Genomic DNA, 25,819 nt, shown 5'->3' on the forward strand with positions numbered 1-25,819 from the left:
GCCCCCTGTGACGTCCCGACGGTGCCACCCACATTCCACAATGAGCCTGCGCATCTACAACACGCTGACGCGTGCCCTGGAGGACTTTTCGCCGCTTGAGCCCGGACACGTGCGCATGTACGTGTGCGGCATGACCGTCTACGACCTGTGCCACGTGGGCCATGCCCGTTCCGGCATCGCCTTCGACATCGTGCAGCGCTGGCTGAAGGCCTCCGGTTACAAGGTGACGTTCGTGCGAAACATCACGGACATCGAAGACAAGATCATCCGCCGCTCCCTCGAGAACAAGGAGACCGTGCGTTCGCTGACCGACCGCATGATCGCCGAGATGTACCGCGATTTCGACGCCCTGGGCATCGAGCGTCCCACCCACGACCCGCGCGCCACCGACTACGTGCCGCAGATGCTGGACATCGTGCGCAAGCTGGAGGACCAGGGGCTCGCCTACCGCGCCGGCGGCGACGTCAACTACGCCGTGCGCCGCTTCCCCGGCTACGGCAAGCTCTCGGGCAAGTCGCTCGACGAACTGCACGCGGGCGAACGCGTCGCCGTGCTGGAAGGCAAGGAAGACCCGCTGGACTTCGTGCTGTGGAAGTCCGCCAAGCCGGACGAACCGCAGGACGCCCAATGGGCCAGCGCCTATGGCAACGGCCGCCCGGGCTGGCACATCGAGTGCTCCGCGATGGCGTGCGCCTTGCTGGGCGACACCTTCGACATCCACGGCGGCGGCGCCGACCTGCAGTTCCCGCACCACGAGAACGAGATCGCGCAGAGCGAAGGCGCCAACGGCGTGCCGCTGGCGACGACGTGGATGCACAACGGCTTCGTCAACATCGACAACGAGAAGATGTCGAAGTCGCTGGGCAACTTCTTCACCATCCGCGAGGTGCTGCAGAAGTTCGACGCCGAGACGGTGCGCTTTTTCATCGCGCGCACGCACTACCGCAGCCCGCTGAACTACAGCGACGTTCACCTGGACGACGCCCGCAACTCGCTCAAGCGCCTGTACACGGCACTCGATGCAGTGGCGCCGGCTGACGTGGGGGTCGACTGGAACGATGCTTATGCAGTGCGCTTCAAGGCGGCGATGGACAACGACTTCGGCACCTCGGATGCGGTGGCCGTGCTGTTCGACCTGGCGACCGAGGTGAACCGATCGCGCTCTGCCCACGCCGCCGGCCTGCTGAAGGCGCTGGCCGGCACACTGGGCCTGTTGCAGGACGACCCGAAGGCCTTCCTGCGCGCCGGTGCGACGCTGGACGAAACGAGCATCCAGCAGATGATCGACGCGCGCGCCGCGGCAAAACAGGCGAAAGACTTCGCGGAGGCCGACCGCATCCGCAAGGAACTGCTGGCAAAGGGCGTCGTCCTGAAAGACTCCGCGGCCGGCACGACCTGGGAGGCGGCGTCTTGAGCGTCGCACCCAGCCCCGAAAAGCCCGTCCTCGTCATTCCGGAATACTGGGACGAGGCGCGCAAGTACCTGACCCGGCGCGACCGGGTGATGAAGCGGCTGATCCCGCAGTTCGGCACCGCCTGCCTGGAGTCGCGCGGTGACGCCTTCACCACGTTGGCGCGCAGCATCGTCGGCCAGCAGATCTCGGTGAAGGCGGCGCAGAGCGTGTGGGAGCGCTTCGCCGCGCTGCCCAAGCGCATGACGCCGGCCAACGTGCTGAAGCTGAAGGTGGACGACATGCGCGCCGCCGGCCTGTCGGCGCGCAAGATCGAGTACCTGGTGGACCTGGCGCTGCACTTCGACTCCGGTGCGGTCCACGTCGAATCGTGGCGCGCCATGGAGGACGAGGAGATCATCGGCGAACTGGTCGGAATCCGCGGCATCGGCCGCTGGACCGCCGAAATGTTCCTGATCTTCCACCTGATGCGGCCCAACGTGTTGCCGCTGGACGACGTGGGCCTCATCACCGGCATCAGCAAGAACTATTTCTCGGGAGACCCGGTCAGTCGCAGCGACGCCCGGGAAGTGGCCGCCGCCTGGGCCCCCTATTGCAGCGCGGCGACTTGGTATATTTGGAGATCGCTCGACCCGCTGCCGGTGGCCATCTGATGGCTCAGCCGGCGCGTTAGGGCACAAGAGAGGAGCACACGCTTGGCGAAACGAACCTTCCTGGACTTCGAGCAGCCGATCGCGGAGCTGGAAACCAAGATCGAGGAACTGCGCTACGTGCAGACCGAGTCTGCGGTGGACATCTCCGAGGAAATCGAGCAGCTTGGCAAGAAGAGCCAGCAGCTGACCAAGGACATCTACAGCCAGCTCTCGCCGTGGCAGATCACCAAGATCGCACGGCACCCGGAGCGGCCGTACACGCTGGACTACGTCAACGAGATCTTCACGGACTTCGTGGAGATGCACGGCGACCGCCATTTCGCCGACGACCAGTCGATCGTCGGCGGCCTGGCGCGCTTCAACGGCAACGCCTGCATGGTGCTGGGGCACCAGAAGGGCCGCGACACCAAGGAGCGCGCCGCGCGCAACTTCGGCATGAGCCGGCCCGAGGGCTACCGCAAGGCCCTGCGGCTGATGAAGACCGCCGAAAAGTTCAAGCTGCCGGTGTTCACCTTCGTCGACACGCCGGGCGCCTACCCCGGCATCGACGCCGAGGAGCGCAGCCAGTCGGAAGCCATCGGCCGCAACATCTTCGAGATGGCGCAGCTGGAAGTGCCGATCATCACCACGGTGATCGGCGAAGGCGGCTCCGGCGGCGCGCTGGCCATCTCGGTGGCCGACCAGGTGCTGATGCTGCAGTACTCCGTGTACTCGGTGATCTCGCCCGAAGGCTGCGCGTCCATCCTGTGGAAGACCAGCGAGAAGGCGCAGGAAGCGGCCGATGCCATGGGCATCACGGCGCACCGCCTGAAGGCGCTGGGCCTCGTCGACAAGATCGTCAACGAGCCGGTGGGCGGCGCCCACCGCGACACCAAGCAGATGGCGGCCTTCCTGAAGCGCGCGCTGAACGACGCCTGGCGCCAGGTCAGCGACCTGAAGGTGCGCGAACTGCTGGAACGGCGTTACGAGCGGCTGCAAAGCTATGGCCGCTACTCCGACACCAAGGCCGAAGCCGCCTGATCCTCCGGCGGGCAACCCGGCGCGCGTCGCGTTGGCCGGGTTGCAGCTCCCGCTGCCCCTGGCGGTCGCGTATAGCGGCGGCGCCGATTCCACCGTCCTCCTGCTCGCCGCGGCCGAACGCTGGCCGGGGCAGGTGCATGCCATCCACGTGCACCATGGGCTGCAGGCTGCGGCGGATGATTTCGAGGCGCATTGCCGCGCCGTCTGCGAGTCGCTCGGCGTACCCCTGCAGGTGCGGCGCGTCGCCGCGCGCAACGCGCCGGGCGAGAGCCCGGAGGATGCGGCGCGCAACGCGCGTTACGGCGCGCTCGCGCGTGCCGCGCGCGATGCCGGCCTGCAGGCCGTGCTGCTGGGCCAGCATGCCGACGACCAGGTCGAGACCTTGCTGCTGGCCTTGAGCCGGGGCGCGGGCCTGCCCGGCATGGCGGCGATGGCGCCGGTGTTCCAGCGCGATGGCATGGTGTTCGTGCGGCCCTTGCTGGCTCTGCCCGCCAAGGGCATCCGCGACTGGGTGGCGGAGCAGGGCATCGCGGTGGTCGAGGATCCGACCAACAGCGACATCGCCTTCACGCGCAATCGCATCCGCCACCTGCTGCTGCCGGCGCTGGAAGACGCCTTTCCGCAATACCGCGAAACTTTTGCTCGGGCCTCGCGCCATGCGGCGCAGGCGCAGGAGCTGCTCGAAGGCGTGGCCGCCGAAGACCTCGCGCGCATGGGCGGCGTGCCGGCGATCACGGCCTTGCAGGTGCTGCCGCGTGCGCGCCAGGCCAACCTGCTGCGGCACTGGCTGCGCGTGACGCACGCCGCCAGCGCGAGCGCCGCGCAGCTGGAAGAACTGCTCGATCAGGTGGCCGACTGCAGGACGCGCGGGCACCAGATCCGCATCAAGATGGGCGCCGGGTTCGTCGAACGGCAGGGCGAGCGGCTCGACTTTCGTCATCCCCGCGAAGGCGGGGACCCAGGGCGCCCCTGAACTGCGCGCGCTGCGCGCAGGTCCAATGCCCTGGATTCCCGCCTTCGCGGGAACGACGAGGGTGCTAGGTATAATCCCGCGTTCTGCGCACCCCGCCACCTGGCGAGCTCCCTTCGGTGCCGCAGCCAACTTCCCCCATTCCGATGGCATTGATCGTTCACAAATACGGCGGCACGTCGATGGGCTCGACCGAGCGCATCCGCAACGTCGCCAAGCGCGTGGCCAAGTGGGTGCGCGCCGGCCACCAGATGGTCGTCGTGCCCAGCGCCATGAGCGGCGAAACCAACCGCCTGCTGGGCCTGGCCAAGGAACTGCAGCCCGGCAAGGTCGATGCGGCCGTGCAGCGCGAGCTGGACATGCTGGCCTCCACCGGCGAGCAGGTCTCCGTCGGCCTGCTGGCCCTGGCCCTGCAGGCCGAAGGCGTGCCGGCCGTCAGCTATGCCGGCTGGCAGGTGCCCGTCCTGACCAACGACGCGTACACCAAGGCCCGCATCGAGTCGATCTCCGGCGAGCGCGTCCGCAAGGACCTGGACACCGGCAAGGTCGTGATCATCGCCGGCTTCCAGGGCGTGGACGGCGAAGGCAACATCACGACGCTGGGCCGCGGCGGCAGCGACACCTCGGCGGTCGCGGTGGCGGCGGCGCTGAAGGCGAACGAGTGCCTGATCTACACCGACGTCGACGGCGTCTACACGACCGACCCGCGCGTGGTGCCCGAAGCGCGCCGCCTCGCGACCGTGAGCTTCGAGGAAATGCTGGAAATGGCCTCGATGGGCTCCAAGATCCTGCAGATTCGTTCCGTGGAATTCGCCGGCAAGTACCAGGTGCCGCTGCGCGTGCTGTCCAGCTTCACTCCGTGGGACATCCCCATCGAGGAAGAAGCGGTCTCCGGCACGCTGATCACTTTTGAGGAAGACGAGAAAATGGAACAGGCCGTTGTCTCCGGCATTGCCTTCAACCGCGACGAAGCGAAGATCTCGATCCTGGGCGTGCCCGACCGCCCCGGCATCGCCTTCCAGATCCTCGGCGCCGTGGCCGACGCCAACATCGAGGTCGACGTCATCATCCAGAACGTCAGCCACGACGGCAAGACCGACTTCAGCTTCACCGTGCACCGCAACGACTACGCGCGCGCCGTGGACGTGCTGAAGACCAAGGTGCTGCCCGCGCTGGGCACCGACCGCATCAACGGCGACACCAAGATCTGCAAGGTCTCCATCGTCGGCATCGGCATGCGCAGCCACGTGGGCATCGCCTCCAAGATGTTCCGCTCGCTGTCGGAAGAGGGCATCAACATCCAGATGATCTCCACCAGCGAGATCAAGACCTCCGTCGTCATCGACGAGAAGTACATGGAACTGGCCGTGCGCGCGCTGCATCGCGCGTTCGACCTCGACCAGCCGGCGCAATAAGTCGGCATTGCGGGCTGCAGCGCTGCCTCATTGAGGCATAATGCAGTCCTTCGGAGCGGTGACCGAGTGGCCGAAGGTGCTCCCCTGCTAAGGGAGTATGCGGGCAAAAACCTGCATCCAGGGTTCGAATCCCTGTCGCTCCGCCAGTTCGAGAAGAAGCCCAGGCATGCCTGGGCTTCTTTTTTTTGCCCCGCTTGTCCGTGCGCGGACGCGGTGCCAAAATCCGCCGGCACTCGACGGCCCGTCCCCCGCAGTCCATGAAGCGTCCGCGAGCAGCTCGCGCCACGCTCGTTCTTCCGTACGGGAGGATTCCTCGTGGACTACGTTGCCGCACTCGACTCCGTCATCGCCAGCACCATCGCGGAGCTGGCGCCCGTCACCGACCGGCAGGCCGCCTTTCCGCGCGCCGGCATCCAGGCGCTGCAGGACGCGGGCCTGCTGGGCCTGGTCAGCAGCCCTGAAGTCGGCGGCGCCGGCCTGGGCCTGGCGGAGGCCAGCCGCGTCGTGCGGCGGCTCGGCCAGTCCTGCCCCTCCACGGCCATGGTCGTCTGCATGCACTACTGCGCCACCGCGGTGCTGGAGCAGGCGGCTGGACCGCGTGAAGCGCGGCAGGCCATCGCCGCGGGCAAGCACCTGAGCACCTTGGCTTTCAGCGAAGCCGAATCGCGCAGCCACTTCTGGGCGCCGGCCAGCACGGCCCGGAGCGACGGTGCGGAGGTCGTGCTCGACGCCCGCAAGAGCTTCGCGACTTCCGCCTTCGAGGCGGACTCGTATGTCTGGTCCAGCAAGCCGCTGGCAGCCGAAGGGGCGAGCACGCTGTGGCTGGTGGATGCGCGCCTGCCTGGCCTCACCCAGCCGGGCGCCTTCGACGGCCTGGGCCTGCGCGGCAATGCGTCCTCGCCGATCACGGCGGAAGGCGTGCGCATCCCCGCGGAGCTGCGCATCGGCGAGGACGGCAAGGGCTTCGACCTGATGATGGGCGTGGTGCTGCCCTGGTTCAGCGTACTCAACGCATCGGCCTCGGTGGGCATCATGGAAGGGTCGATCGAGCGTGCCTGCGCCCACGCCGGCAAGACGCGCCACCAGCACCTCGGAAGCTCGCTGGCCGACCTGCCGACGATCCGCGCCTACCTGGCGCGCGGCCGCATCAAGACCGACATGGCCAACTGCCTGCTGCAGGACACGCTGGCCGCGATCGCCGCCAATCGCCCCGACACGATGCTGCGCGTGCTGGAGGTCAAGTGCGCGGCGGCCGAAAGCGCGCTGGAGGTGACCGACATCGCCATGCGCGTGTGCGGCGGCGCCGCTTTCCGCAAGGACCTGGGCATCGAGCGCCTGTTCCGCGACGCCCGCGCCGCCCACGTGATGGCGCCGACCACCGACGTGCTGTACGACTTCATCGGCAAGGCCATCACCGGCCTGCCGCTGTTCTGAAAGCCGAACCATGGAAGATTGCACGCTGGTCCTGGGCGCCGTCGCCTACGCCCCCAAGGTCGTGACCATCTGGGAAGGCTTCAAGGCCTTCTTCGTGCAGCACGGGCTGCCCTTCGACTACGTGCTGTATTCCAACTACGAGCGGCAGGTGGAGGCGCAGTTCGCGGGCAACGTCGCGGTGGCCTGGAACTCACCCCTGGCTTGGGTGCGAGCGCGGCGCATCGGGGCGGCGCGCGGGCTGGAAGTGCAGGCGGTGGCGATGCGTGACAGTGACCGCGACCTGCGCTCGGTGCTGGCCGTGCGCAGCGGCGCCGGCGTCGCCACGCTGGACGACCTGCACGGAAGGCGCATCGGCTTCGGCGCGGTCGATTCGCCGCAGGCCACCTTGCTGCCGCTGGACCACCTGCGCCGTGCGGGCCTGGTGGCCGGGCGTGACTATGCGCCGCGCCTGTTCGACGTCCTGGGCGGCAAGCATGGCGACCACGTGGGCGGCGAGCGCGATGCGGCGCAGGCGCTGGTGGACGGCGCGGTCGACGCCGCGTGGATGATCGACGGCAACTACCTCGCCTTCTCTGCCGACGGCACCTTGCCCGCAGGCGCGACCACCATCCTGGACCGGACGGCGCCCTTCGACCACTGCAACTTCACCGTGAGCCCGGGCGCGCCCGAGGCGCAGGTGCGCAGCTTCACGGCGCTGCTGATGGAGATGCGCTGGGACGATCCGGCGGTGCGTCCGCTGCTGGAACTGGAAGGCCTGAAGCAATGGCTGCCGGGCCGCACCTCCGGCTACACGGCGCTGGAGCGCGCGGCCACCGACGAGGGCTTCTATGACGCCGCCGGACGCATCACCGCGCGCGACTATCGCTATTGACGCCCTCGGCATGGACCAGGGCGCGCACCTGCTGGTGAAGCGCGCGCTGGCCGAAGTGCAGCCCGGTGAAACGCTGCGCGTGGACGGCAGCGGTCCGCATTGGGACGTGCCGCTGCTCGCCTGGTGCCGCCAGCACGGGCACGCTGCCGAGACCTGTTCGGACCATGTGCTGGTGACGCGCGGGCCGTTCCAGCAAGGCCGCTGGGCCGGCGCCGCGCAGGCGGGCCAGGCCAGCCTGGACGCGGTCGGCGCCCTGGCCGAACGTGCGCCCCCCGTCTGGGGCCTCGCGGCCCGCGGCGCGCAGGTCGAAGCGGGCAGCCCCGGGTTCGTGTTCCGCCTCGACGAGAAGACCGCGGTCTGGGCCGAGAACGCCGCGGCGCTGTACCGGCAGGCGCTGGCCTCGCAATGGGATCCGGAAACGGCGATCGATTGGCGGCAGGACTTCGTGCTGCCCGAGGCGGTGGAGGACGCGGTCGTCCAGGTGATGACCTACCTGGTCGAGAACGAGAACGCGGCGCTGCTGGTGCCGGCGCGCCACCTGGGCCAGGTGCATCCGCATTTCCGCGAAGTGATGCAGCTGCTGGCGATCCAGTGCGCGGACGAAGCGCGGCACGTCGAGGTGTTCACGCGGCGCGCGCTGCTGCACCGGGCCAACCCGGCGCTGTCCGGCGCGGGCGGGCAGGCGTCCTTGCGCACGCTGTTCGACAGCCCGGATTTCTCCACCAGCGCCTTGCTGCTGTCGGTGCTGGGCGAGGGCAGTTTCGTCAACCTGCTGGGTTTCCTGCAGGCGCATGCGCCCGACCCGGTCACGCGCCAGATCGCTCGGCTGGTGGTGCGCGACGAGGCGCGGCACGTCGCCTTCGGCATGTCGCACCTCGAATACCGGCTGGCCCGCGAGCCCGGCTACCGCGGCGCGTTGCAGGCTGCCATCGAGCAGCGCTACGACGAACTCTCGACCGGCGCCGGCCTCAACGAGGAGGTGTTCGACGCGCTGGTGCTGCTGGCCGCCGGCGGCCTGCAGGCGTCCGAGCTGCGTGAGGGTTTCGCCAAGGTGCAGTTGCTGAAGCGGGAGATGGCACAGGGCCGGCGCATGCGGCTGGTGCGACTGGGTTTCGAGGCGGAGCGGGCCGGCGCGCTGGCGGAACTGCACACGCGCAATTTCATGTGAGGACGCGCCGCTGCGTTATGCTGCGGCTGCATCTTTTCACTGACGTCCAGCTTCCCCCATGCCTTTCGATCTCACCAGCACGCTCGTGCTGGTCTTCACTTCCGCACTCACCTTCCTGGTCGCGCGCATGCTGTCGCGCGCCTGGCGCAGGAAGCGGCAGCAGAAGGAAACGGCGCAGCAGCGGGTCGGCGAGAGCCGGCAGGTGCGCCGGGCGCGCGAGCGCAAGGGCCGCTGAAATGAAAAGGGCCACCCTCGGGCGGCCCTTTCTCTTTTTCTTCTTATCTCCCTGACGCGCCCTAGCGGTCGTGTGCCATTGGCTTGTCGCCGGGCATCTTGTCCCGGGCAACACGCCTGCGGCCACTGCCCGCCTGCGGCCTGCGGGGGCGGTCGGCGTCGAAGGTGAGGCCATACGAATGGGCCGTCACTGCCAGGATCGCCGGCACCCGCTGCAGCATCGATGCTGTTCTCGTTTCGCTCATTTTTCTGTCTCTGTCCCTGTACTTCTGCTTCCCTGCCATCGCGCTTGTGTGTGACTGCAGTGGGAGAAAGTATGGGCCGCTTCATGACGCGGCCATGACAGAGCGGGGCACGAACGCGGGTCAGCCGTTTCCGACAAAAAGCCGGGTCACCGCTTGTCGTCGTCGTCGACCGACGCGCTCCAGCGGTCGCCCCAGCCCTTCTGCTGGTCCAGGTCCCGGCGATCGCGCTTGGTCGGCCGGCCGTGCTCGATGGCCGCCGCCGGCTCGGGCGCGAGGCGCCGCCGCTCCGCGGCGCGTTCGCGCTCGGCGATGCTCTCCGGCGTTTCCTCATAGAGCTGCTGCGCCACCGGCGCCGGGCCGCGCATGTTGGACAGGCCCTTGACGACAACAGTGCGCGTGACGCCTTCGCGCCGCATGGCCACGGTGTCGCCCACCTTCACCTCGCGCGCGGGCTTCACGTCCTGGCCGTTCACCTGGACCCGCCCCTTGTCGATCTCATCGCAGGCCAGGCTGCGCGTCTTGAAGAAGCGCGCGCACCAGAGCCATTTGTCGATCCGCAGTCTTTCCATCAGTCCCCATTTTCCGCCAGCGGCAAGCGTACCGTGGCCAGCAGCCCTTCCACGTGGTTGCGCCGCATGCGGTTTTCAAGCTGGATGCTGCCCCCGAGCGCGCGGACGATCTCGTGGCAGATCGCCAGCCCCAGGCCCGAACCGCTGCGCACGTCGCCGGCGGAGAAGGGCTGGAACAGCCGCGGCTGCAGCTCCGGCGCCACGCCCGGGCCGCTGTCGGCGACCTCCAGCGCAGCGGCGCCCTGGCCGGCCGAGATGCGCACGGCCAGCGGGCCGCCGGCCCGGCTGTGCTTGATGGCGTTGTGCAGCAGGTTGCGCGACAGCTCGCTGAGCATCCATTGGTGCGCCCGCACCGGCGCCGGCTGGGTTTCGATCTCGAAGTCGAGGTCCTTGTCGGCGATCAGCGGCGACAGGTCCAGCGCGACCGTGCGCATCACCTGGGCCCAGTCCGTGACCGGCGCTTCACCCTGCTGCCTCAGCTGTTCCACCTTGGCCAGGGACAGCATCTGGTTCGCCAGCGCCGTGGCGCGGTCCACCGTGTCGTTGATTTCCTGCAGCGCCTGGTCCGGGCCGACGTCGCCGCGCCGCGCCGACTGCGCTTGCGCCTTCAGCACGGCGAGCGGCGTGCGCAGCTGGTGCGCCGTGTCGCGCACGAAACGCTTCTGGTGTTCCAGCAGGTGGGCCAGCCGCGCCATCACTTCGTTGGTCGCCTCCACCAGCGGCAGCAGCTCGCGCGGCGCGCCGGCGCTTTCCAGCGGCGTCAGGTCGCCTTCAGGCCGCGCCTGCAGCTCCTTGCTGAGGCTGCGCACCGGCCGGGTGGCGCGCTGCACGACCAGCACCACCACCAGCGCGATCACCGCCACCAGCAGCAGCTGCTGCAGCAGGAAGTCGAACAGGATCTTGCGCGTGAGGGTGCGCCGCAGCTGCAAGGTCTCGGCCACCTGCACCACGGCCATGCCGCGGCCGGTGTCGCTGGCCACGGGCTGCAGCAGCACGGCGACGCGCACGTCCTGGTCGCGGAAGCGCGCGTCGTAGAAGTCCACCAGCGCGGCATAGGCGCTCTTGATCGGGATGGTGCCGTGCCAGACGGGCAGGTCCTCGAAGCCTGAGACCAGGTCGCCCCGGGTGTTGGACACCCGGTAATAGAGCTTGCTCTGGTTGTCCGCCTCGAAGGTGTCCAGCGCCGCGTAGGGCACCGTGGCGCGCAGCACCGCAGCGTCGTCGTAGCCGAACACGTCCAGCTGTTCGCCGATGGACTTGGCCGAGGCCAGCAAGGTGCGGTCGTAGGCGGTGTTCACCGCCGCCAGGGCCTGCCGGTACAACGTGATCGAATTGACCAGGACGAGCAGCGCCACCGGCAGCAGGATGCCGGCCAGCAGGTAGCGCCGCAGCGACAGCGCGCGCGTCATTCGCCTGGCTTGAGCAGGTAGCCCAGGCCGCGCAGCGTCACCAGCTTCATGCCGGTCGGCGCGAGCTTCTTGCGCAGGCGGTAGACCACCACCTCGATCGCTTCGTAGTGCACGTCGGCCTCGCCGGGGAACACCAGCTCGAACAGGCGCTCCTTGGGCACCGCGTGGCCGGGCCGGGCCAGCAGCGCCTGCACCAGCGCCGATTCGCGCGGCGCCAGTTCCAGGATCTCGTCGCGCCAATAGATGGCGCCGCTCTCGCGGTCCCAGCGCAGGCCGCCGAGGCCGGGCGCTTCGGCCGGCTCCGGGGCGCTCGCGCGGCGGCGGTGCAGGGCGCGCAGGCGCGCTTCCAGTTCGTCGAGGTCGAAAGGCTTGGGCAGGTAGTCGTCGGCGCCGGTGTTGAGGCCGATGACGCGGTCGCCGACGGTGCCGCGCGCCGTCAGGATCAGCACCGGCGTGCGCACGCCGGCCTTGCGGGCTTCCTCCAGCACCAGCAGGCCGTCCATGCCGGGAAGGGTGAGGTCCAGCATCACGACATCCGGCGGCGCGGCCTTCCAGCGCTCCAGCGCCACGCGGCCGTCGCTGCACACTTCGACCTCCATGCCGCGATTGGTCAGCGTGCGCTTCAGCGCCGTCTGCATCGACGGGTCGTCCTCGACCAGCAGCAACTTCATGTCCATGACCATAACCAAAGAGAGACCCTAGCACTTTCCCTAATGCCGCCGGACAGCAGATTGACAGCCACGGACGGCACCATTGGTCAGGTTCCATTCAGGAGACAACAAATGCGTCGTGACGAATTTCTCAAGAGCATCGCCGCGCTGGCCGCCGCCGGCGCGCTGCCGCTGTCGGCCCGGGCCGCGGCCAACCTCAAGATGATGATCCCGGCCAACCCGGGTGGCGGCTGGGACACCACCGGCCGCGCGCTGGGCAAGGCGCTGCAGGAAGCCAAGGTCGCCGACAGCGTGACCTTCGACAACAAGGGCGGCGCCGCCGGCGCGCTGGGCCTGGCCCAGTTCGTCAACGGCAGCAAGGGCGACCCGAACGCGCTGATGGTGATGGGCGCCGTCATGCTGGGCGGCATCATCACCGGCAAGCCGCCGGTGAGCCTGTCCCAGGCCACGCCGGTCGCGCGCCTGACCAGCGAATACAACGTCTTCGTGCTGCCGGCCAACTCGCCCTTCAAGACGATGGCGGACGTGGTCGCCCAGCTGAAGAAGGACCCGGGCAGCGTCAAGTGGGGCGGCGGCTCGCGCGGTTCCACCGAGCACATCGCCGCGGCCATGATCGCCACCAAGGTCGGCGTCGACCCGTCCAAGATCAACTACGTGGCTTTCCGCGGAGGCGGCGAGGCCACCGCCGCCATCCTGGGCGGCAACGTCACCGTGGGTGGCAGCGGCTACAGCGAGTTCTCCGAGTACATCAACGCCGGCAAGATGAAGGCCATCGCCGTCACTTCGCCGCAGCGCCTGAAGGGCGTGAACGTGCCCACGCTGAAGGAGCAGGGCATCGACGTCGAGCTGGGCAACTGGCGCGGCGTCTACGGCGCCCCCGGCATCACCGCCGCCCAGCGCGCCGCGCTGACCGAGGCCGTGCTGAAGTCGCTGAACACGAAGTCCTGGAAGGAGTCGCTGGAGAAGAACGACTGGACGCCGGCCGTGCTGAGCGGCCCCGCCTTCGACAAGTTCGTGGACGACGAATTCGCGCAGCTGCGCGCCGTGATGGTCAAGGCCGGCATGGTCTGACCGGGCGCACGCCCGCTTGCGCCCGGCACCGCCGGGCGTTTTTTATTGAAGGCAAACCATGACGACAACACTCCAACGCAACCCGGTCCAGGTGGCCGTGGGCGCCGCCATCGCGCTCACCGGCCTCGGCCTGGCCGCCGGCGCCTTCAGCATCCCGGGCGAAGCCGGCTACGGCGGCGTCGGCCCCAACTTCCTGCCCTGGCTGGTCGCCGTGGTGCTGCTGGTCTGCGGCGTGCTGATCGTGCGCGAGGCGCTCACCGGCGGCTTCCGGGAGATGGGCGAACCCTCCGGCGCCGAACGCGCCTGGTGGCCGGGCCTGGTGTGGGTCTCGGCCGGCCTGCTCGCGAACGCGGCTCTGATCACCACCATCGGCTTCATCCTGAGCTGCACGCTGTGCTACATGCTGGCGGTGCAAGGCCTGCGCCGCGCGCAGGGGCAGCAGGCCGGGCAGGCGCGCGTGCTGGCGAGCGACCTCGCGGCGGGCCTCGTCATCTCCGCGCCGGTGTACTGGATGTTCACCCAATTCCTCGCCATCAACCTGCCCGGGCTGACCGGCTCCGGCTGGATCTGAAGCCATGGACATCTTCGCCTCCCTGCTGCAAGGCTTTGCCACCGCGGTCACGCCGCTCAACCTGTTGTGGGCCTTCGTCGGCTGCGTGCTCGGCACGGCCGTCGGCGTCCTGCCCGGCATCGGCCCCGCCGTGGCGGTGGCCATGCTGCTGCCGATCACGGCCAAGGTGGACATCACCGCGTCGATGATCTTCTTCGCCGGCATCTACTACGGCGCGATGTACGGCGGCTCGACGACGTCGATCCTGCTCAATACGCCGGGCGAGACGGCTTCCATGGTGACGGCCATGGAAGGCAACAAGATGGCCAAGAGCGGCCGCGCGGGGCAGGCGCTGGCCACGGCCGCCATCGGCTCCTTCGTGGCCGGCACCATCGCCACGGTCATCGTCACGCTGTTCGCGCCGACGGTGGCCGACTTCGCGGTGAAGCTGGGCCCGCCGGAATACTTCCTGCTGATGGTGCTGGCCTTCACCACCGTGAGCGCGGTGCTGGGACAGAGCACGCTGCGCGGCATGACGGCGTTGTTCCTCGGCCTCGCGCTGGGCCTCGTGGGCATGGACCAGATCTCGGGCCAGGCGCGCTACACCGGCGGCGTCCCCGAACTGCTCGATGGCATCGAGATCGTGCTGGTGGCCGTGGGCCTGTTCGCGGTGGCCGAAGTGTTGTACGCGGCGATGTACGAAGGCAAGGTCGTCGAGACGCAGAACAAGATGAGCCGCGTCTACATGTCCAGGCGGGACTGGAAGCGCTCGATCCCGGCCTGGCTGCGCGCCACCGCGATCGGCGCGCCTTTCGGCTGCATCCCGGCCGGCGGCACCGAGATCCCGACCTTCCTGTCCTATGCCGTGGAGAAGAAGCTGGCCAGGGGCGAGGACAAGGCCGAATTCGGCACGACCGGCGCCATCGAAGGCGTGGCCGGCCCCGAGGCCGCCAACAACGCCACGGTGACGACGGCGCTGATCCCGCTGCTGACGCTGGGCATCCCGACTTCCAACACCACGGCGATCCTGCTGGGCGCCTTCCAGAACTACGGCATCCAGCCGGGTCCGCAGCTGTTCACCAACTCCGCCGCGCTGGTGTGGGCGCTGATCGCGTCGCTGTACATCGGCAACGTGATGCTGCTGATCCTGAACCTGCCGATGGTGAAGGTGTGGGTGCAGCTGCTGAAGATCCCCAAGCCGCAGCTCTATGCGGGCATCCTGATCTTCGCCACGGTGGGCGCCTACGGCATGCGCCAGAGCGCCTTCGACCTGGTGCTGCTGTGGGGCATCGGCCTGGCCGGCGTGCTGATGCGCCGCTTCGACTTCCCCACGGCGCCGGTGGTGGTGGGCATGATCCTGGGCCCGCTGGCCGAAGCGCAGATGCGCAACGCGGTGTCGATCGGCGAAGGCAGCTTCAGCGTGTTCGTGCAGCGGCCGGTGTCGATCGTGCTGATCGCGATCATCGCGGCGGTGCTGGTGCTGCCGCGGGTGTATCGGTGGCTCGCTAGTCGGAAGGAATCGCTCGCGGCGGCGTGAACGCGGACTTCCTAACGCAAAGGGCGCAAAAGGACGCGAAGGACGCAAAAAATAGGGAGTGAATTTCTTTTGCGTCCTTCGCGTAACCTTTGCGGCTTTTGCGTTCGGCAGTCCGCTTTGGCAGTCCGCCTTGCTCGCCGCGCTACCATCAACGGCATGAAGTCCACCGACCCGCTGCCGCTCGACGGCCAGCGCATCCTGGAGCTGGCGGCGCGCTCCATGTTCGACCTGTTCGCCAATGCCAGCGAAGGCATGCTGCTGGTGGACCGCGAAGCCCGGGTCGTGTGGATCAACGAGCAGTACAAGCGCTTCCTGCCGGCCCTGGGGTTTCCGCGGGTGGAGGACTTCGTCGGGCACCGCGTTTCGGACGTGGTGCACAACACGCAGATGCACCGCGTGCTGGAAACCGGCAAGCCGATCCTGATCGACCTGCTGTCCAACAAGGCCGGCACCTTCGTCGTCAGCCGCATCCCGCTGCGCGACGAGGCCGGCACGGTGATCGGCGCGCTGGGCATCGTGCTGTTCGACCATCCCGAGACCACGATCCAGCCGCTGATCCAGAAGTTCGCCAGCCTGCAACGCGACCTCGAGGACGCCAGGCGCGAACTGGCGACGCAGCGCCGCACCAAGTACACCTTGGCCAGCTTCATCGGGGGCAGCCCCGCGGCCGTCGAAGTCAAGCGCCAGGCTCGCCGCGCCGCGCAATCCACCAGCCCGGTGCTGCTGCTCGGCGAAACCGGCACCGGCAAGGAACTGCTGGCGCACGCGATCCACGCCGCTTCGGCGCGCTCGCGCGGCTCCTTCGTCAGCGTCAACATCGCCGCGGTCCCCGACACGCTGCTGGAAGCGGAGTTCTTCGGCGTCGCGCCGGGCGCCTACACCGGCGCCGACCGCAAGGGCCGTGAAGGCAAGTTCAAGCTGGCCGACGGCGGCACGCTGTTCCTCGACGAGATCGGCGACATGCCGCTCGCCCTGCAGCCCAAGCTGCTGCGCGCGCTGCAGGAAGGCGAGATCGAGCAGCTCGGCTCCAACAAGGTCGTGCCCTTCGACGCGCGTGTCATCGCCGCGACCTCGCGTGACCTGGCCGCACTCGTGCGCGAAGGCAAGTTTCGCGAAGACCTCTATTACCGCCTGAATGTCCTGCCGATCCGCGTGCCGCCGCTGCGCGAGCGGCGCGAGGACATCCCTGCGCTGGCCGAAGTGCTGGTGGAAGACATCGCGCTGCGCAACGGCTCCGCGCCCTACGAACTCAGCCCCGCGGCCATCGCGATGCTCAGTGCGCAGAACTGGCGCGGCAACACGCGCGAGCTGCGCAACGTGCTGGAGCAGGCCGCCATGCGCAGCGACACGCAGCACATCGCCGAGCCGCAGCTGGAACAGGTGCTGCGCGACGCTGGCGTCGAGCGTCTGCCGCCCGCGCCGCCGCTGCCGGCTGCGTCCGCAGCGGTGCAGGGCAGTGCGCTGCGCCCGCTCGCGGAGCAGGTGGCCGAAGTCGAACGCGCGGCGATCCAGGCGGCGCTGGAGGCCACCGGCGGCAACAAGGTCGCGGCGGCGAAACTGCTCGGGATCTCCCGCGCCAAGCTCTACGAACGCCTGGAGTTGACTGTCTGATTTTCAGGCATCTGTCCGGTTTCCAGCCAAGCGCGGCTGTATGATCTTCGGACACTTGTGCCTCCCGGCGGCGACAAGTCCAATGAAATCAAGGGCTTGCGAGCTGGCACGGGCCGTGCAAAAGAACAGCGCTTCGCATCAACGAACAGGAGACAACATGCATCGTCGTACTTGGGTCGCGGCCGCCGCCGTGGCCGCCGCCACGCTCGCCGCTCCCGCCTGGGCGGATTCCAAGGAGATCCGCATCGCCCACGTCTACAGCCGCACCGGCGCGCTGGAAGCCTACGGCAAGCAGACGCAGACCGGCCTGCAGATGGGCCTGGAATACGCCACCGGCGGCACCATGATGGTCAACGGCAAGAAGATCGTCCTGATCGAGAAGGACGACCAGGGCAAGCCGGACCTGGGCAAGTCGCTGCTGGCCACCGCCTATTCCGACGACAAGGCCGACCTCGCCATCGGCCCCACCTCCTCCGGCGTCGCGCTGGCCTTGCTGCCCGTGGCCGAGGAATACAAGAAGATCCTGCTGGTGGAGCCCGCCGTGGCCGACTCCATCACCGGCGACAAGTGGAACAAGTACATCTTCCGCACCGGCCGCAACAGCTCGCAGGACGCGATCTCCAACGCCGTGGCGCTGGACAAGCCGGGCGTGACCATCGCCACGCTGGCGCAGGACTACGCTTTCGGCCGTGACGGCGTGAAGGCCTTCAAGGAAGCGGTCCACAAGGCCAAGATCGTCCACGAGGAATACCTGCCGGCCAACACGACCGACTTCACCGCCGGCGCGCAGCGCCTGATCGACGCGCTGAAGAACCAGCCGGGCCGCAAGGTGATCTGGATCGTCTGGGCCGGCGCCGGCAACCCGTTCAAGATCGCCGACCTGGACCTGAAGCGCTACGGCATCGAGATCGCCACCGGCGGCAACATCCTGCCGGCGATGGCCTCGTACAAGCAGTTCCCGGGCATGGAAGGTGCGACCTACTACTACTTTGGCATCCCGAAGAACCCGGTGAACGAGGCGATGGTCGCCCAGCACTACAAGCAGTTCAAGAGCCCGCCGGACTTCTTCACCGCCGGCGGCTTCTCCGCGGCGATGGCGATCGTGACCGCGCTGAAGAAGACCAACGGCGACGCGACCGCGGCCAAGCTGATCCCGGCGATGGAAGGCATGAGCTTCGAGACGCCGAAGGGCAAGATGACCTTCCGCAAGGAAGACCACCAGGCGCTGCAAAGCATGTACCACTTCAAGATCAAGGTGGACCCGGCCTTCCCCTGGGGCGTGCCGGAACTGGTGCACGAGATCAAGCCTGAAGAGATGCAGGTGCCGATCCGCAATACGCGTTGATCGCCTGAAGGCGGACTGCCGAACCGCCGGACTTCCGGACGCAAAAGCCGCAAAGGGACGCAAAGGACGCAAAAAAGACATTTCGTTGTCTTGGCTTGCCCTTTGCGACTTTTGCGCAACCTTTGCGTCTTTTGCGTCCGGAAGTTTGGAAGTTTGGAAGTCCGGAAGTTTGGAAGTCCCATGAGCCTCCTCGCCACCGAGAACCTGACCATCCGCTTCGGCGGGCACGTCGCGGTCAATGGCGTCACCTGTTCGTTCGAACCGGGGACCCTGACCGCCATCGTCGGCCCCAACGGCGCCGGCAAGACGACCTATTTCAACCTGATCTCCGGCCAGTTGAAGGCCAGTGCAGGACGCGTGACCTTGGGCGGCCGCGACCTGTCGAACGAGCCGCCGTCGCAGCGCACGCGCGCCGGCCTGGGCCGCGCCTTCCAGCTGACCAACCTGTTCCCGCGCCTGAGCGTGCTGGAGAACGTGCGCCTCGCCGTGCAGGCCACGCAGGCCAGGACCGGCCTGAACCTGTGGAGCGTCTGGAGCGACCACCGCGACCTGCTGCAACGCGCCGACGCCATCCTGCAGTCCGTGGCCATGAAGGACAAGGAACACGAGCTCGTCGCCAACCTGCCGCACGGCGACCAGCGCAAACTGGAAGTGGCGCTGCTGATGGCGCTGGAGCCGCAGGTCTACATGTTCGACGAGCCCACCGCCGGCATGAACCACGCCGAAGCGCCCGTCATCCTGGACCTGATCCGCAAGCTGAAGGCGGACCGCAGCAAGACCATCCTGCTGGTCGAACACAAGATGGACGTGGTGCGCGAACTGGCCGACCGCATCATCGTGTTGCACAACGGCACCCTGGTGGCCGACGGCGACCCGGCGACGGTGATCGCTTCGCCCATCGTGCAGGAAGCCTACCTGGGCGTGTCCGCGAAGGAGGGCGCGTGAGCGAAAACCTGTTGACCCTCTCCGGCGTGCACACGCACATCGGGGCGTACCACATCCTGCACGGCGTCGACCTGGTCGTGCCGCGCGGCCAGCTCACGATGCTGCTGGGGCGCAATGGCGCCGGCAAGACGACGACCCTGCGGACGATCATGGGCCTGTGGCGCGCTTCGCAGGGCCGCATCACCTTCGGCGGCGAGGACATCGCGCAGCTGCCCACGCCGCGCATCGCCGAACTGGGCGTGGCCTACGTGCCCGAGAACATGGGCATCTTCGCCGACCTGACGGTGAAGGAGAACATGCTGCTGGCCGCGCGCGGCGCGCGCAGCGTGCAGCAGATCGACCGCAACCGGCTCGAATGGATCTTCTCGCTGTTCCCCGCGGTGGAGAAGTTCTGGAACCACCCCGCCGGCAAGCTGTCCGGCGGGCAGAAGCAGATGCTGGCCGTCTCGCGCGCGATCGTCGAGCCGCGCCAGGTGCTGATCGTCGACGAGCCGAGCAAGGGCCTTGCGCCCGCCATCATCAACAACATGATCGACGCGTTCGCTTCGCTCAAGCAAAGCGGCGTGACCATCCTGCTGGTGGAGCAGAACATCAACTTCGCCAAGCGGCTCGGCGACAGCGTGGCCGTCATGGACAACGGCGTCGTCGTGCATGCGGGTTCCATGAAGGCGCTGGCGGAAAACGAGGAACTGCAGCACTCGCTGCTGGGGCTGGCACTGTGAACCTCAAGGACTTCGACTGGAAGCCGCTCGCGCTGGTGCCGCTGCTCGCGTTGATCGTGCTGCCCTTCATCGGCTCGGCCTCCACCTGGGTGACGCTCACGGTGGCGGGCCTCGCCATGGGCATGATCATCTTTATCATCGCCTCCGGCCTCACGCTGGTGTTCGGCCTGATGGACGTGCTGAACTTCGGCCACGGCGTGTTCATCGCGCTGGGCGCCTTCGTCGCCACCAGCGTGCTGGGTTCCATGGGCGACTACACCGGCTCGTCCAGCCTGTGGGTGAACCTGCTGGCGGTGCTGCCGGCGATGGTGGTCGCGATGCTCGTGGCCGGCGCGGTGGGCCTGGCTTTTGAGCGCTTCATCGTGCGGCCCGTGTACGGCAACCACCTGAAGCAGATCCTCATCACCATGGGCGGCATGATCATCGGCGAGGAGCTGATCAAGGTGATCTGGGGCCCGCTGCAGATCCCGCTGCCGCTGCCCGAAGGCATGCGCGGCAGCTTCTACTGGGGCGATGCGGCGGTCGAGAAGTACCGGTTGATCGCGGTGGTGGTGGGCAGCGTCGTGTTCGGCCTGCTGCTGTGGACGCTGACGCGCACCAAGATCGGCCTGCTCATTCGCGCCGGGGTGCAGGACCGCGAGATGGTGGAGTCGCTGGGCTACCGGATCAGGCGCCTGTTCGTCGGCGTGTTCGTCGTCGGCAGCGCGCTGGCAGGCCTGGGCGGCGTGATGTGGGGGATGTACCAGCAGAACGTCATCCCGCAGATGGGCGCCCAGGTCAACGTGCTGATCTTCATCGTGCTGATCATCGGCGGCCTGGGTTCGACCACGGGCGCGCTGGTGGGCGCGCTGCTGGTGGGCCTGATGGCCAACTACACCGGCTTCCTGGTGCCGAAGGCGGCGCTGTTCTCCAACATCCTGCTCATGATGGCCATCCTGCTGTGGCGGCCGCAGGGCGTGTACGCGCTGAGCAAATGATGCTGTCCCGCCTGCTTTCCAACGACTACCCGCGCAGCCGCGTGCTGGCGGTGATCCTGCTGGCGATCTTCCTGGCGCTGGCCGTCACGCCTTTCGCCATTCCCGGCGTCAAGGCGTTGAACGTCGCGGCCAAGGTGCTGGTGTTCATCGTGCTGGTGGCGAGCTTCGACCTGCTGCTGGGTTACACCGGCATCGTGAGCTTCGCCCACACCATGTTCTTCGGCATCGGCGCCTACGGCATCGCGATTGCCTCGACGCGCATGGGCGCGGGCTGGTCCGCGCTGGTGGTGGGCACGGCTTGCGCGCTGGCGCTGTCCTTCGTGCTGGCGCTGGCCATCGGCCTGTTCTCGCTCAGGGTACGCGCGATCTTCTTCTCGATGATCACGCTGGCCTTCGCGGCGGCCTTCCAGACCTTGGCCTCGCAGCTGTCGGATTTCACCGGCGGCGAAGACGGCCTCACCTTCAAGATGCCCGCGGTGCTGTCGCCCAGCTTCGAGCTGACCGAGCGCATCGACGGCCGCATCCTCTGCTACTACCTGCTCTTCGTGCTGGCCGTGGTGCTGTTCCTGGCGCTGCTGCGCATCGTCAACTCGCCCTTCGGCCGCGTGCTGCAGGCGATCCGCGAGAACGAGTTCCGCGCCGAGGCCATCGGCTACCGCGTGGTCGTGTACCGCACCGTCTCCAGCATCCTGTCGGCGCTGTTCGCGACGCTGGCGGGTGCGATGCTGGCCATCTGGCTGCGCTACAACGGCCCGGACACGACGCTGTCCTTCGAGGTGATGCTGGACGTGCTGCTGGTCGTCGTCATCGGCGGCATGGGCACGATCTACGGCGCAGTCATCGGCTCCGGCCTGTTCGTGGTGGCGCAGAGCTACCTGCAGGACCTGCTGAAGCTGGCCAGCGACGCCGCCAGCGGCCTGCCCTGGCTGGCCGCGCTGCTGTCGCCGGACCGCTGGCTGCTGTGGCTGGGCGTGCTGTTCGTGCTCTCGGTCTACTACTTCCCCACCGGCGTGGTGGGGCGCCTGCGGGCCCTGGGCCCGGCCAAGACGAACTGAGGGACGAGCCATGTCTTTCACATCGAACTACCTCACGTGCGCCGGCCGCGAGATCCACTTCACCGAGTGGGGAGCCGGCAACAAGCCCACCGTGATCGCCTGGCACGGCCTGGCGCGCACGGGCCGCGACATGGACGAACTGGCCGCGTCGCTGAGCGACCGCTTCCGCGTGATCTGCCCGGACACCGTCGGCCGCGGTCTGAGCCAATGGAGCCCGGACCCGGGCAACGAGTACAAGCTGGAGTTCTACGCGCGGCTCGCAGCCGAACTGTTCGAGCAGCTGAAGATCGAGCGCGCGCACTGGGTCGGCACGTCGATGGGTGGCGCGATCGGCACCGTCTGCGCCTCCGGCCTGTTCCAGCCGCAGCTGGCGCCGCGCATCCAGAGCCTGCTGCTGAACGACAACGCGCCGAGCCTGGCGCAGGCGGCGGTGGACCGGATCCGCGACTATGCGGGCAACCCGCCGGCCTTCGCCACGATCGCGCAGCTGGAGGAGTTCTTCCGCACCGTCTACAAGCCTTATGGCTGGCTCAGCGATGCGCAATGGCGGCGCCTGACCGAGACCTCGACGCGCCGGCTGCCGGATGGCCGCGTCACGCCGCACTACGACCCGGCCATGGTGCGCCAATTCACCGACCACCCCGACGACTACGAGCTGTGGGACCACTACGAGCAGCTGCGCATCCCTGTGCTGCTGCTGCGCGGCGCGCAGTCGGACCTGGTGATGCGCGAGACGGCCGACGAGATGCTCGCGCGCGGGCCGGGCAAGCTCGGACTGGTCAAGGTCGTCGAGGTCGCCGGCTGCGGGCATGCGCCGGCCCTCAACGTGCCGGACCAGCTTGCGCTGGTCCGCTCGTTCATCGAAGCCGCGGCGTGATCACTTGGGCGGCGTGGTGTCCCACCCCGCCAGGTGCTGCTGCGCGATGTTGCCCAGCGCCGCGATCCACTCCGTCTCGTCGTTGAGGCAGGGGATGTAGTGGAACTCCTTGCCGCCGGCGGTGAGGAAGGCGGCGCGCCCTTCCTGGGCGATTTCCTCCAGCGTCTCCAGGCAATCCGCCGTGAAGCCGGGGCAGGCCACGTCGACCCGCCTGGTGCCCGCGCGCGCCAGCTTCTTCAGCGTCGGCTCGGTATACGGCTCCAGCCACTTCGCCTTGCCGAAGCGTGACTGGAAGGTGAGGGTGTACTGCTGGTCCGACAGCTGCAGCCATTCGGCCAGCAGGTGCGCGGTGCGGCGGCATTCGTCGGCGTACGGGTCGCCCAGGCGCACGGCGCGTTCCGGAATGCCATGGAAGCTCAGCACCAGCTGGTCGGGCCGGCCGTGCTCGCGCCAGTGCCGCTCGATGCGATGGGCCAGGGCCTGCAGGTAGCCGCGGTCGTCGTGGTAGCGGTTGACGAAGCGCAGCTCCGGCACGTGCCGCTGGCGCGCGCTCCAGGCATTGACGGCATCGATCACGCTGGCGGTGGTCGTGCCCGAATACTGCGGATAGGCCGTCAGCACCAGGATGCGCGTGCAGCCGGCCGCCCTCAGCGCGTCGAGTTGGGCGGCGATGGCGGGCTTGCCATAGCGCATGCCGTACGCGACCCGCACGCGGTGCCCGCGCTCGCCGAGCCAGCCTTGCAGGCGCTTGGCCTGCCGCTCGGTCCAAACCTTCAGCGGCGAGCCTTCTGGCGTCCAGATGGTGGCGTACTTGGCGGCGGACTTGCTGGCGCGCAGCGGCAGCACCAGCCCGTATAGCAGGGGCAGCCAGGCCGCGCGCGGGATCTCCACCACGCGCGGATCGCTCAGGAATTCGGCCAGGTAGGTCCGCACCGCGGGAGCGGTCGGCGCCTCGGGGGTGCCGAGGTTGCAGTACAAGACCCCGGTCCATCGTTCGTTAACGGGCATGCGGTATTCTCGCCCCCCATGCTCGAGCTCGGGAAAATCAAGGCGATCACGCTGGACCTGGACGACACCTTGTGGCCCATCTGGCCGGTGATCGAACGGGCCGAAAAGGCGCTCCACCGCTGGCTGGTGGACAACGCGCCGATGACCGCGGCGCTGTTCTCCAGCCCGCTCGCCATGCGCGAGATCCGCGAGCAGATGACGGACCTGCGGCCCGACCTGAAGCACGACATGAGCGCGCTGCGGCGCGAGTCGATCCGGCTGGCGCTGACGCGCGCCGAGGAGGACCCGGCGCTTGCCGAGGCCGCCTTCGAAGTGTTCTTCGCCGAGCGGCAGAACGTCATCCTGTTCGACGACGCCTTGCCGGCGCTGGAATTCCTGGCGCAGCGCTATCCGCTGGTGGCGCTGTCCAACGGCAATGCCAACATCGAGCGCGTGGGCCTGGGCCGCTTCTTCCGCGCCAGCATTTCGGCGCGTGAGTTCGGCGTCGGCAAGCCGGACCCGCGCATCTTCCTGGCCGCCTGCGGCGCCGTGGAGGTACAGCCGGACGAAGTGCTGCACATCGGCGACGACGTGATGCTGGACGTGCTGGGCGGGCTGAACGCCGGCATGCAGACCGCGTGGCTCAATCGCTCGGATGCCTTGTGGCCGCACGAGCAGCTGCCGCACGTGACGCTGGCGAGCCTCGGCGAACTGAAAGAGCTCTTCGAGCCGCCGCGCCCCTAGCGTGGTTCCTGGGGGCGACCTCGGTTTCCCGCAGGCTGGGTTCGCGCCAGCAACCCCAGCGCTGTCACAACAGCGAAGCGACCTCCAGCCCCGAGCGCACGGCGCCTTCCAAGGTCGCCGGATACGGTCCGGCCACGTAATCCCCGCAAGCCCACAGCCGTGGCGCGACAGCCTCGGGCGGCCGCTGCAGCCCCGGCGTGCAGGCAAAGGTCGCGCGTTTTTCCACCACCGTCTGCAGCGGCTGCACCGCCCAGCCCAGCGCGCTGGCCTGCGCCAGCACCTGCGGCTCCAGCTCTTCGCGCCCGCCTTCGCTGGCGCTGGCGACGAAGGCCAGCAGGCCGGACGGGCCACCCAGCTGCCCGCGGTCAAACACGAACTGCGCCGGGCCGCCTTCCAGCGCCAGCATCGGCTGCGCCAGCCGCGGGCCACCGGTGACGTACACCGTCGCAATGGCCTCGTGCTCCAGCGCTTCCGCCTGCGTCGCCCAAGAGACGCCGGCTGGACCGGCCGCGCGCGCCAGCCGTGCCGCTTCGCCCGCAGGGCAGGCCAGCACCACGGCGTCGAACCGTTCGCCATCGACGGCGCAGCGCGCGTCGGTGGCGGAGATGGTGCGCACCCGCGCGCCCGAACGCACTTCGGCGCCGTGCGCTTCCAGCCAGCCTTGCGCGGCGTGCGGGAACAGCTCGCCCAGGTGCTGCCTGGGCAACAGCAGGTTGGAGCCGCGCCAGGGCCCATGGCCGCGGCCGAACAGGCTGTCGCGCAGCACGCGCAGGAACACTTCGCCGCTGGACTGGTCCGCCGGCGTGTTGAGCGCGGCGACGCACAGCGGCTCGATCAATTGCTGCTGCACCCGCGGTGTCAGGCCCGCGGACAGCTGCGCCACGGTGGCTTGCGGCGGGCAGCGGAAGCCGCTGCGCTGCCAGCCGGCGGCGGCGCGCAGCAGCGAGAGCTTGTCGCGCCAGTCCCAGCCGCGCGCGCTGACGATGCCAGCTGCCGCGTCCCAGGGCGCGGGCCAGTCGGGCAGGGCGAGGCCGTTGCCGTCCGGCCGCAACAGCGTGAGCGGCATCCGCAACAGGACTTCGTCCAGCCGCACGCCCACCTTCTCCATCATGCCGAGCGTTTCGGTGTACGCACCGATCAGGATGTGCTGGCCGTTATCGAGCAGCGCCTCGCGGCCATCCGGCAGCGTCACCGCCAGCGTGCGCGCGCGGCCGCCGGGCGCGCGCGCCGCCTCGAACACCACCACCTGGTGCCCGCGTTCGCCGGCCCCGACCGCGCATGCCAGCCCGGCCCAGCCCGCTCCGACGACGGCAATCCGCATCTAGGCG

General features: G+C 68.5%; 25 protein-coding genes and 1 tRNA gene. 21 read left to right on the top strand and 5 right to left on the bottom strand.

Going from position 1 to position 25,819, the window contains the following annotated elements:
* Positions 1-40: 40 nt before the first annotated feature.
* The 10 genes from cysS to HHL11_RS15435 all read left to right on the top strand — a co-directional run bounded on the left by cysS (position 41) and on the right by HHL11_RS15435 (position 9,177).
* Positions 41-1,414, top strand: coding sequence for a cysteine--tRNA ligase (cysS, locus tag HHL11_RS15390; protein ID WP_169419227.1), 1,374 nt, complete (start codon positions 41-43; stop codon positions 1,412-1,414).
* A complete protein-coding gene (locus tag HHL11_RS15395) occupies positions 1,411-2,064 on the top strand; it encodes a DNA-3-methyladenine glycosylase family protein (RefSeq protein ID WP_240980085.1) in 654 nt (217 codons plus the stop codon). Before cysS ends, HHL11_RS15395 begins: the two co-directional genes overlap by 4 nt.
* 42 nt (positions 2,065-2,106) lie before the next feature.
* Positions 2,107-3,084 (top strand): acetyl-CoA carboxylase carboxyltransferase subunit alpha, encoded by a 978-nt coding sequence (locus HHL11_RS15400; RefSeq protein WP_169419228.1) that lies wholly within the window; start codon positions 2,107-2,109, stop codon positions 3,082-3,084.
* Positions 3,047-4,057, top strand: coding sequence for a tRNA lysidine(34) synthetase TilS (tilS, locus tag HHL11_RS15405; RefSeq protein ID WP_169419229.1), 1,011 nt, complete (start codon positions 3,047-3,049; stop codon positions 4,055-4,057). Before HHL11_RS15400 ends, tilS begins: the two co-directional genes overlap by 38 nt.
* 143 nt (positions 4,058-4,200) lie before the next feature.
* Positions 4,201-5,469 (top strand): aspartate kinase, encoded by a 1,269-nt coding sequence (locus tag HHL11_RS15410; RefSeq protein ID WP_169419230.1) that lies wholly within the window; start codon positions 4,201-4,203, stop codon positions 5,467-5,469.
* A gap of 52 nt (positions 5,470-5,521) precedes the next feature.
* Positions 5,522-5,615: transfer RNA gene (locus tag HHL11_RS15415), tRNA-Ser, on the top strand.
* Between the two features lie 169 nt (positions 5,616-5,784).
* On the top strand, positions 5,785-6,903 hold the full coding sequence (locus HHL11_RS15420; RefSeq protein ID WP_169419231.1) for an acyl-CoA dehydrogenase family protein: 1,119 nt from the start codon (positions 5,785-5,787) through the stop codon (positions 6,901-6,903).
* A gap of 10 nt (positions 6,904-6,913) precedes the next feature.
* Entirely contained in the window at positions 6,914-7,774 is an 861-nt protein-coding gene (locus HHL11_RS15425) for a phosphate/phosphite/phosphonate ABC transporter substrate-binding protein (RefSeq protein WP_169419232.1), read from the top strand.
* A 10-nt stretch (positions 7,775-7,784) separates the two neighbouring features.
* Positions 7,785-8,942: a ferritin-like domain-containing protein gene (locus HHL11_RS15430; RefSeq protein ID WP_240980087.1), complete on the top strand. Its 1,158-nt coding sequence runs from the start codon at positions 7,785-7,787 to the stop codon at positions 8,940-8,942.
* Positions 8,943-9,000: 58 nt separating this feature from the next.
* Positions 9,001-9,177, top strand: coding sequence for a hypothetical protein (locus HHL11_RS15435; protein WP_169419234.1), 177 nt, complete (start codon positions 9,001-9,003; stop codon positions 9,175-9,177).
* Positions 9,178-9,567: 390 nt separating this feature from the next.
* On the opposite strand, the gene HHL11_RS15440 is transcribed toward HHL11_RS15435, so the two are convergent.
* The 3 genes from HHL11_RS15440 to HHL11_RS15450 are packed head-to-tail and all read right to left on the bottom strand — an operon-like array spanning position 9,568 to position 12,082.
* The gene (locus tag HHL11_RS15440) at positions 9,568-9,990 is read right to left on the bottom strand and encodes an RNA-binding S4 domain-containing protein (RefSeq protein ID WP_169419235.1); all 423 of its coding nucleotides are present in this window, start codon (positions 9,988-9,990) and stop codon (positions 9,568-9,570) included.
* Positions 9,990-11,399, bottom strand: coding sequence for a sensor histidine kinase (locus HHL11_RS15445; protein WP_169419236.1), 1,410 nt, complete (start codon positions 11,397-11,399; stop codon positions 9,990-9,992). Before HHL11_RS15445 ends, HHL11_RS15440 begins: the two co-directional genes overlap by 1 nt.
* The gene (locus HHL11_RS15450) at positions 11,396-12,082 is read right to left on the bottom strand and encodes a response regulator transcription factor (RefSeq protein ID WP_169419237.1); all 687 of its coding nucleotides are present in this window, start codon (positions 12,080-12,082) and stop codon (positions 11,396-11,398) included. Before HHL11_RS15450 ends, HHL11_RS15445 begins: the two co-directional genes overlap by 4 nt.
* A gap of 99 nt (positions 12,083-12,181) precedes the next feature.
* On the opposite strand from HHL11_RS15450, the gene HHL11_RS15455 reads away from it, so the two are divergent.
* The 10 genes from HHL11_RS15455 to HHL11_RS15500 all read left to right on the top strand — a co-directional run bounded on the left by HHL11_RS15455 (position 12,182) and on the right by HHL11_RS15500 (position 22,760).
* Entirely contained in the window at positions 12,182-13,141 is a 960-nt protein-coding gene (locus tag HHL11_RS15455; RefSeq protein ID WP_169419238.1) for a Bug family tripartite tricarboxylate transporter substrate binding protein, read from the top strand.
* Between the two features lie 58 nt (positions 13,142-13,199).
* Positions 13,200-13,712: a tripartite tricarboxylate transporter TctB family protein gene (locus HHL11_RS15460; RefSeq protein ID WP_169419239.1), complete on the top strand. Its 513-nt coding sequence runs from the start codon at positions 13,200-13,202 to the stop codon at positions 13,710-13,712.
* A gap of 4 nt (positions 13,713-13,716) precedes the next feature.
* Positions 13,717-15,228 (top strand): tripartite tricarboxylate transporter permease, encoded by a 1,512-nt coding sequence (locus HHL11_RS15465; RefSeq protein ID WP_169419240.1) that lies wholly within the window; start codon positions 13,717-13,719, stop codon positions 15,226-15,228.
* 156 nt (positions 15,229-15,384) lie between these two features.
* Positions 15,385-16,839, top strand: coding sequence for a sigma-54 interaction domain-containing protein (locus tag HHL11_RS15470; protein WP_169419241.1), 1,455 nt, complete (start codon positions 15,385-15,387; stop codon positions 16,837-16,839).
* Positions 16,840-16,996: 157 nt separating this feature from the next.
* Complete coding sequence (locus HHL11_RS15475; RefSeq protein WP_169419242.1) at positions 16,997-18,184, top strand: substrate-binding domain-containing protein; 1,188 nt, start codon at positions 16,997-16,999, stop codon at positions 18,182-18,184.
* A 180-nt stretch (positions 18,185-18,364) separates the two neighbouring features.
* Positions 18,365-19,129 (top strand): ABC transporter ATP-binding protein, encoded by a 765-nt coding sequence (locus tag HHL11_RS15480; protein WP_169419243.1) that lies wholly within the window; start codon positions 18,365-18,367, stop codon positions 19,127-19,129.
* Entirely contained in the window at positions 19,126-19,851 is a 726-nt protein-coding gene (locus HHL11_RS15485; RefSeq protein ID WP_169419244.1) for an ATP-binding cassette domain-containing protein, read from the top strand. Before HHL11_RS15480 ends, HHL11_RS15485 begins: the two co-directional genes overlap by 4 nt.
* Positions 19,848-20,828: an ABC transporter permease subunit gene (locus HHL11_RS15490; RefSeq protein WP_169419245.1), complete on the top strand. Its 981-nt coding sequence runs from the start codon at positions 19,848-19,850 to the stop codon at positions 20,826-20,828. The genes HHL11_RS15485 and HHL11_RS15490 overlap by 4 nt, the downstream gene beginning before the upstream one ends.
* Positions 20,828-21,883: a branched-chain amino acid ABC transporter permease gene (locus HHL11_RS15495; protein WP_205964441.1), complete on the top strand. Its 1,056-nt coding sequence runs from the start codon at positions 20,828-20,830 to the stop codon at positions 21,881-21,883. Before HHL11_RS15490 ends, HHL11_RS15495 begins: the two co-directional genes overlap by 1 nt.
* 10 nt (positions 21,884-21,893) lie before the next feature.
* A complete protein-coding gene (locus tag HHL11_RS15500) occupies positions 21,894-22,760 on the top strand; it encodes an alpha/beta fold hydrolase (protein ID WP_169419247.1) in 867 nt (288 codons plus the stop codon).
* Here HHL11_RS15500 and hemH read toward each other — a convergent pair whose 3' ends face one another.
* Positions 22,761-23,768 (bottom strand): ferrochelatase, encoded by a 1,008-nt coding sequence (hemH, locus tag HHL11_RS15505; protein WP_169419248.1) that lies wholly within the window; start codon positions 23,766-23,768, stop codon positions 22,761-22,763. It abuts the gene before it with no gap.
* 18 nt (positions 23,769-23,786) lie between these two features.
* Here hemH and HHL11_RS15510 point away from each other — a divergent pair, with 18 nt between their 5' ends.
* A complete protein-coding gene (locus HHL11_RS15510) occupies positions 23,787-24,491 on the top strand; it encodes an HAD family hydrolase (protein ID WP_169419249.1) in 705 nt (234 codons plus the stop codon).
* A 64-nt stretch (positions 24,492-24,555) separates the two neighbouring features.
* Here HHL11_RS15510 and hpnE read toward each other — a convergent pair whose 3' ends face one another.
* Positions 24,556-25,812, bottom strand: coding sequence for a hydroxysqualene dehydroxylase HpnE (gene hpnE, locus HHL11_RS15515; RefSeq protein WP_169419250.1), 1,257 nt, complete (start codon positions 25,810-25,812; stop codon positions 24,556-24,558).
* Between the last annotated feature and the right edge of the window lie 7 nt (positions 25,813-25,819).

Source organism: Ramlibacter agri (assembly GCF_012927085.1).
Classification (GTDB): Bacteria; Pseudomonadota; Gammaproteobacteria; order Burkholderiales; family Burkholderiaceae_C; genus Ramlibacter; species Ramlibacter agri.

Excerpts from the sequence above, each read along its gene's own strand:
- HHL11_RS15440 (WP_169419235.1), bottom strand. The coding sequence starts at position 9,990 with ATGGAAAGACTGCGGATCGACAAATGGCTCTGGTGCGCGCGCTTCTTC.
- HHL11_RS15455 (WP_169419238.1), top strand. The coding sequence starts at position 12,182 with ATGCGTCGTGACGAATTTCTCAAGAGCATCGCCGCGCTGGCCGCCGCC.
- hemH (WP_169419248.1), bottom strand. The coding sequence starts at position 23,768 with ATGCCCGTTAACGAACGATGGACCGGGGTCTTGTACTGCAACCTCGGC.
- hpnE (WP_169419250.1), bottom strand. The coding sequence starts at position 25,812 with ATGCGGATTGCCGTCGTCGGAGCGGGCTGGGCCGGGCTGGCATGCGCG.
- HHL11_RS15430 (WP_240980087.1), top strand. The coding sequence starts at position 7,785 with ATGGACCAGGGCGCGCACCTGCTGGTGAAGCGCGCGCTGGCCGAAGTG.
- HHL11_RS15480 (WP_169419243.1), top strand. The coding sequence starts at position 18,365 with ATGAGCCTCCTCGCCACCGAGAACCTGACCATCCGCTTCGGCGGGCAC.
- HHL11_RS15495 (WP_205964441.1), top strand. The coding sequence starts at position 20,828 with ATGCTGTCCCGCCTGCTTTCCAACGACTACCCGCGCAGCCGCGTGCTG.
- HHL11_RS15500 (WP_169419247.1), top strand. The coding sequence starts at position 21,894 with ATGTCTTTCACATCGAACTACCTCACGTGCGCCGGCCGCGAGATCCAC.
- HHL11_RS15435 (WP_169419234.1), top strand. The coding sequence starts at position 9,001 with ATGCCTTTCGATCTCACCAGCACGCTCGTGCTGGTCTTCACTTCCGCA.
- HHL11_RS15465 (WP_169419240.1), top strand. The coding sequence starts at position 13,717 with ATGGACATCTTCGCCTCCCTGCTGCAAGGCTTTGCCACCGCGGTCACG.
- tilS (WP_169419229.1), top strand. The coding sequence starts at position 3,047 with ATGGCCGCTACTCCGACACCAAGGCCGAAGCCGCCTGATCCTCCGGCG.
- HHL11_RS15410 (WP_169419230.1), top strand. The coding sequence starts at position 4,201 with ATGGCATTGATCGTTCACAAATACGGCGGCACGTCGATGGGCTCGACC.
- HHL11_RS15460 (WP_169419239.1), top strand. The coding sequence starts at position 13,200 with ATGACGACAACACTCCAACGCAACCCGGTCCAGGTGGCCGTGGGCGCC.
- HHL11_RS15445 (WP_169419236.1), bottom strand. The coding sequence starts at position 11,399 with ATGACGCGCGCGCTGTCGCTGCGGCGCTACCTGCTGGCCGGCATCCTG.
- HHL11_RS15475 (WP_169419242.1), top strand. The coding sequence starts at position 16,997 with ATGCATCGTCGTACTTGGGTCGCGGCCGCCGCCGTGGCCGCCGCCACG.
- HHL11_RS15470 (WP_169419241.1), top strand. The coding sequence starts at position 15,385 with ATGAAGTCCACCGACCCGCTGCCGCTCGACGGCCAGCGCATCCTGGAG.
- HHL11_RS15510 (WP_169419249.1), top strand. The coding sequence starts at position 23,787 with ATGCTCGAGCTCGGGAAAATCAAGGCGATCACGCTGGACCTGGACGAC.
- cysS (WP_169419227.1), top strand. The coding sequence starts at position 41 with ATGAGCCTGCGCATCTACAACACGCTGACGCGTGCCCTGGAGGACTTT.
- HHL11_RS15425 (WP_169419232.1), top strand. The coding sequence starts at position 6,914 with ATGGAAGATTGCACGCTGGTCCTGGGCGCCGTCGCCTACGCCCCCAAG.
- HHL11_RS15450 (WP_169419237.1), bottom strand. The coding sequence starts at position 12,082 with ATGGTCATGGACATGAAGTTGCTGCTGGTCGAGGACGACCCGTCGATG.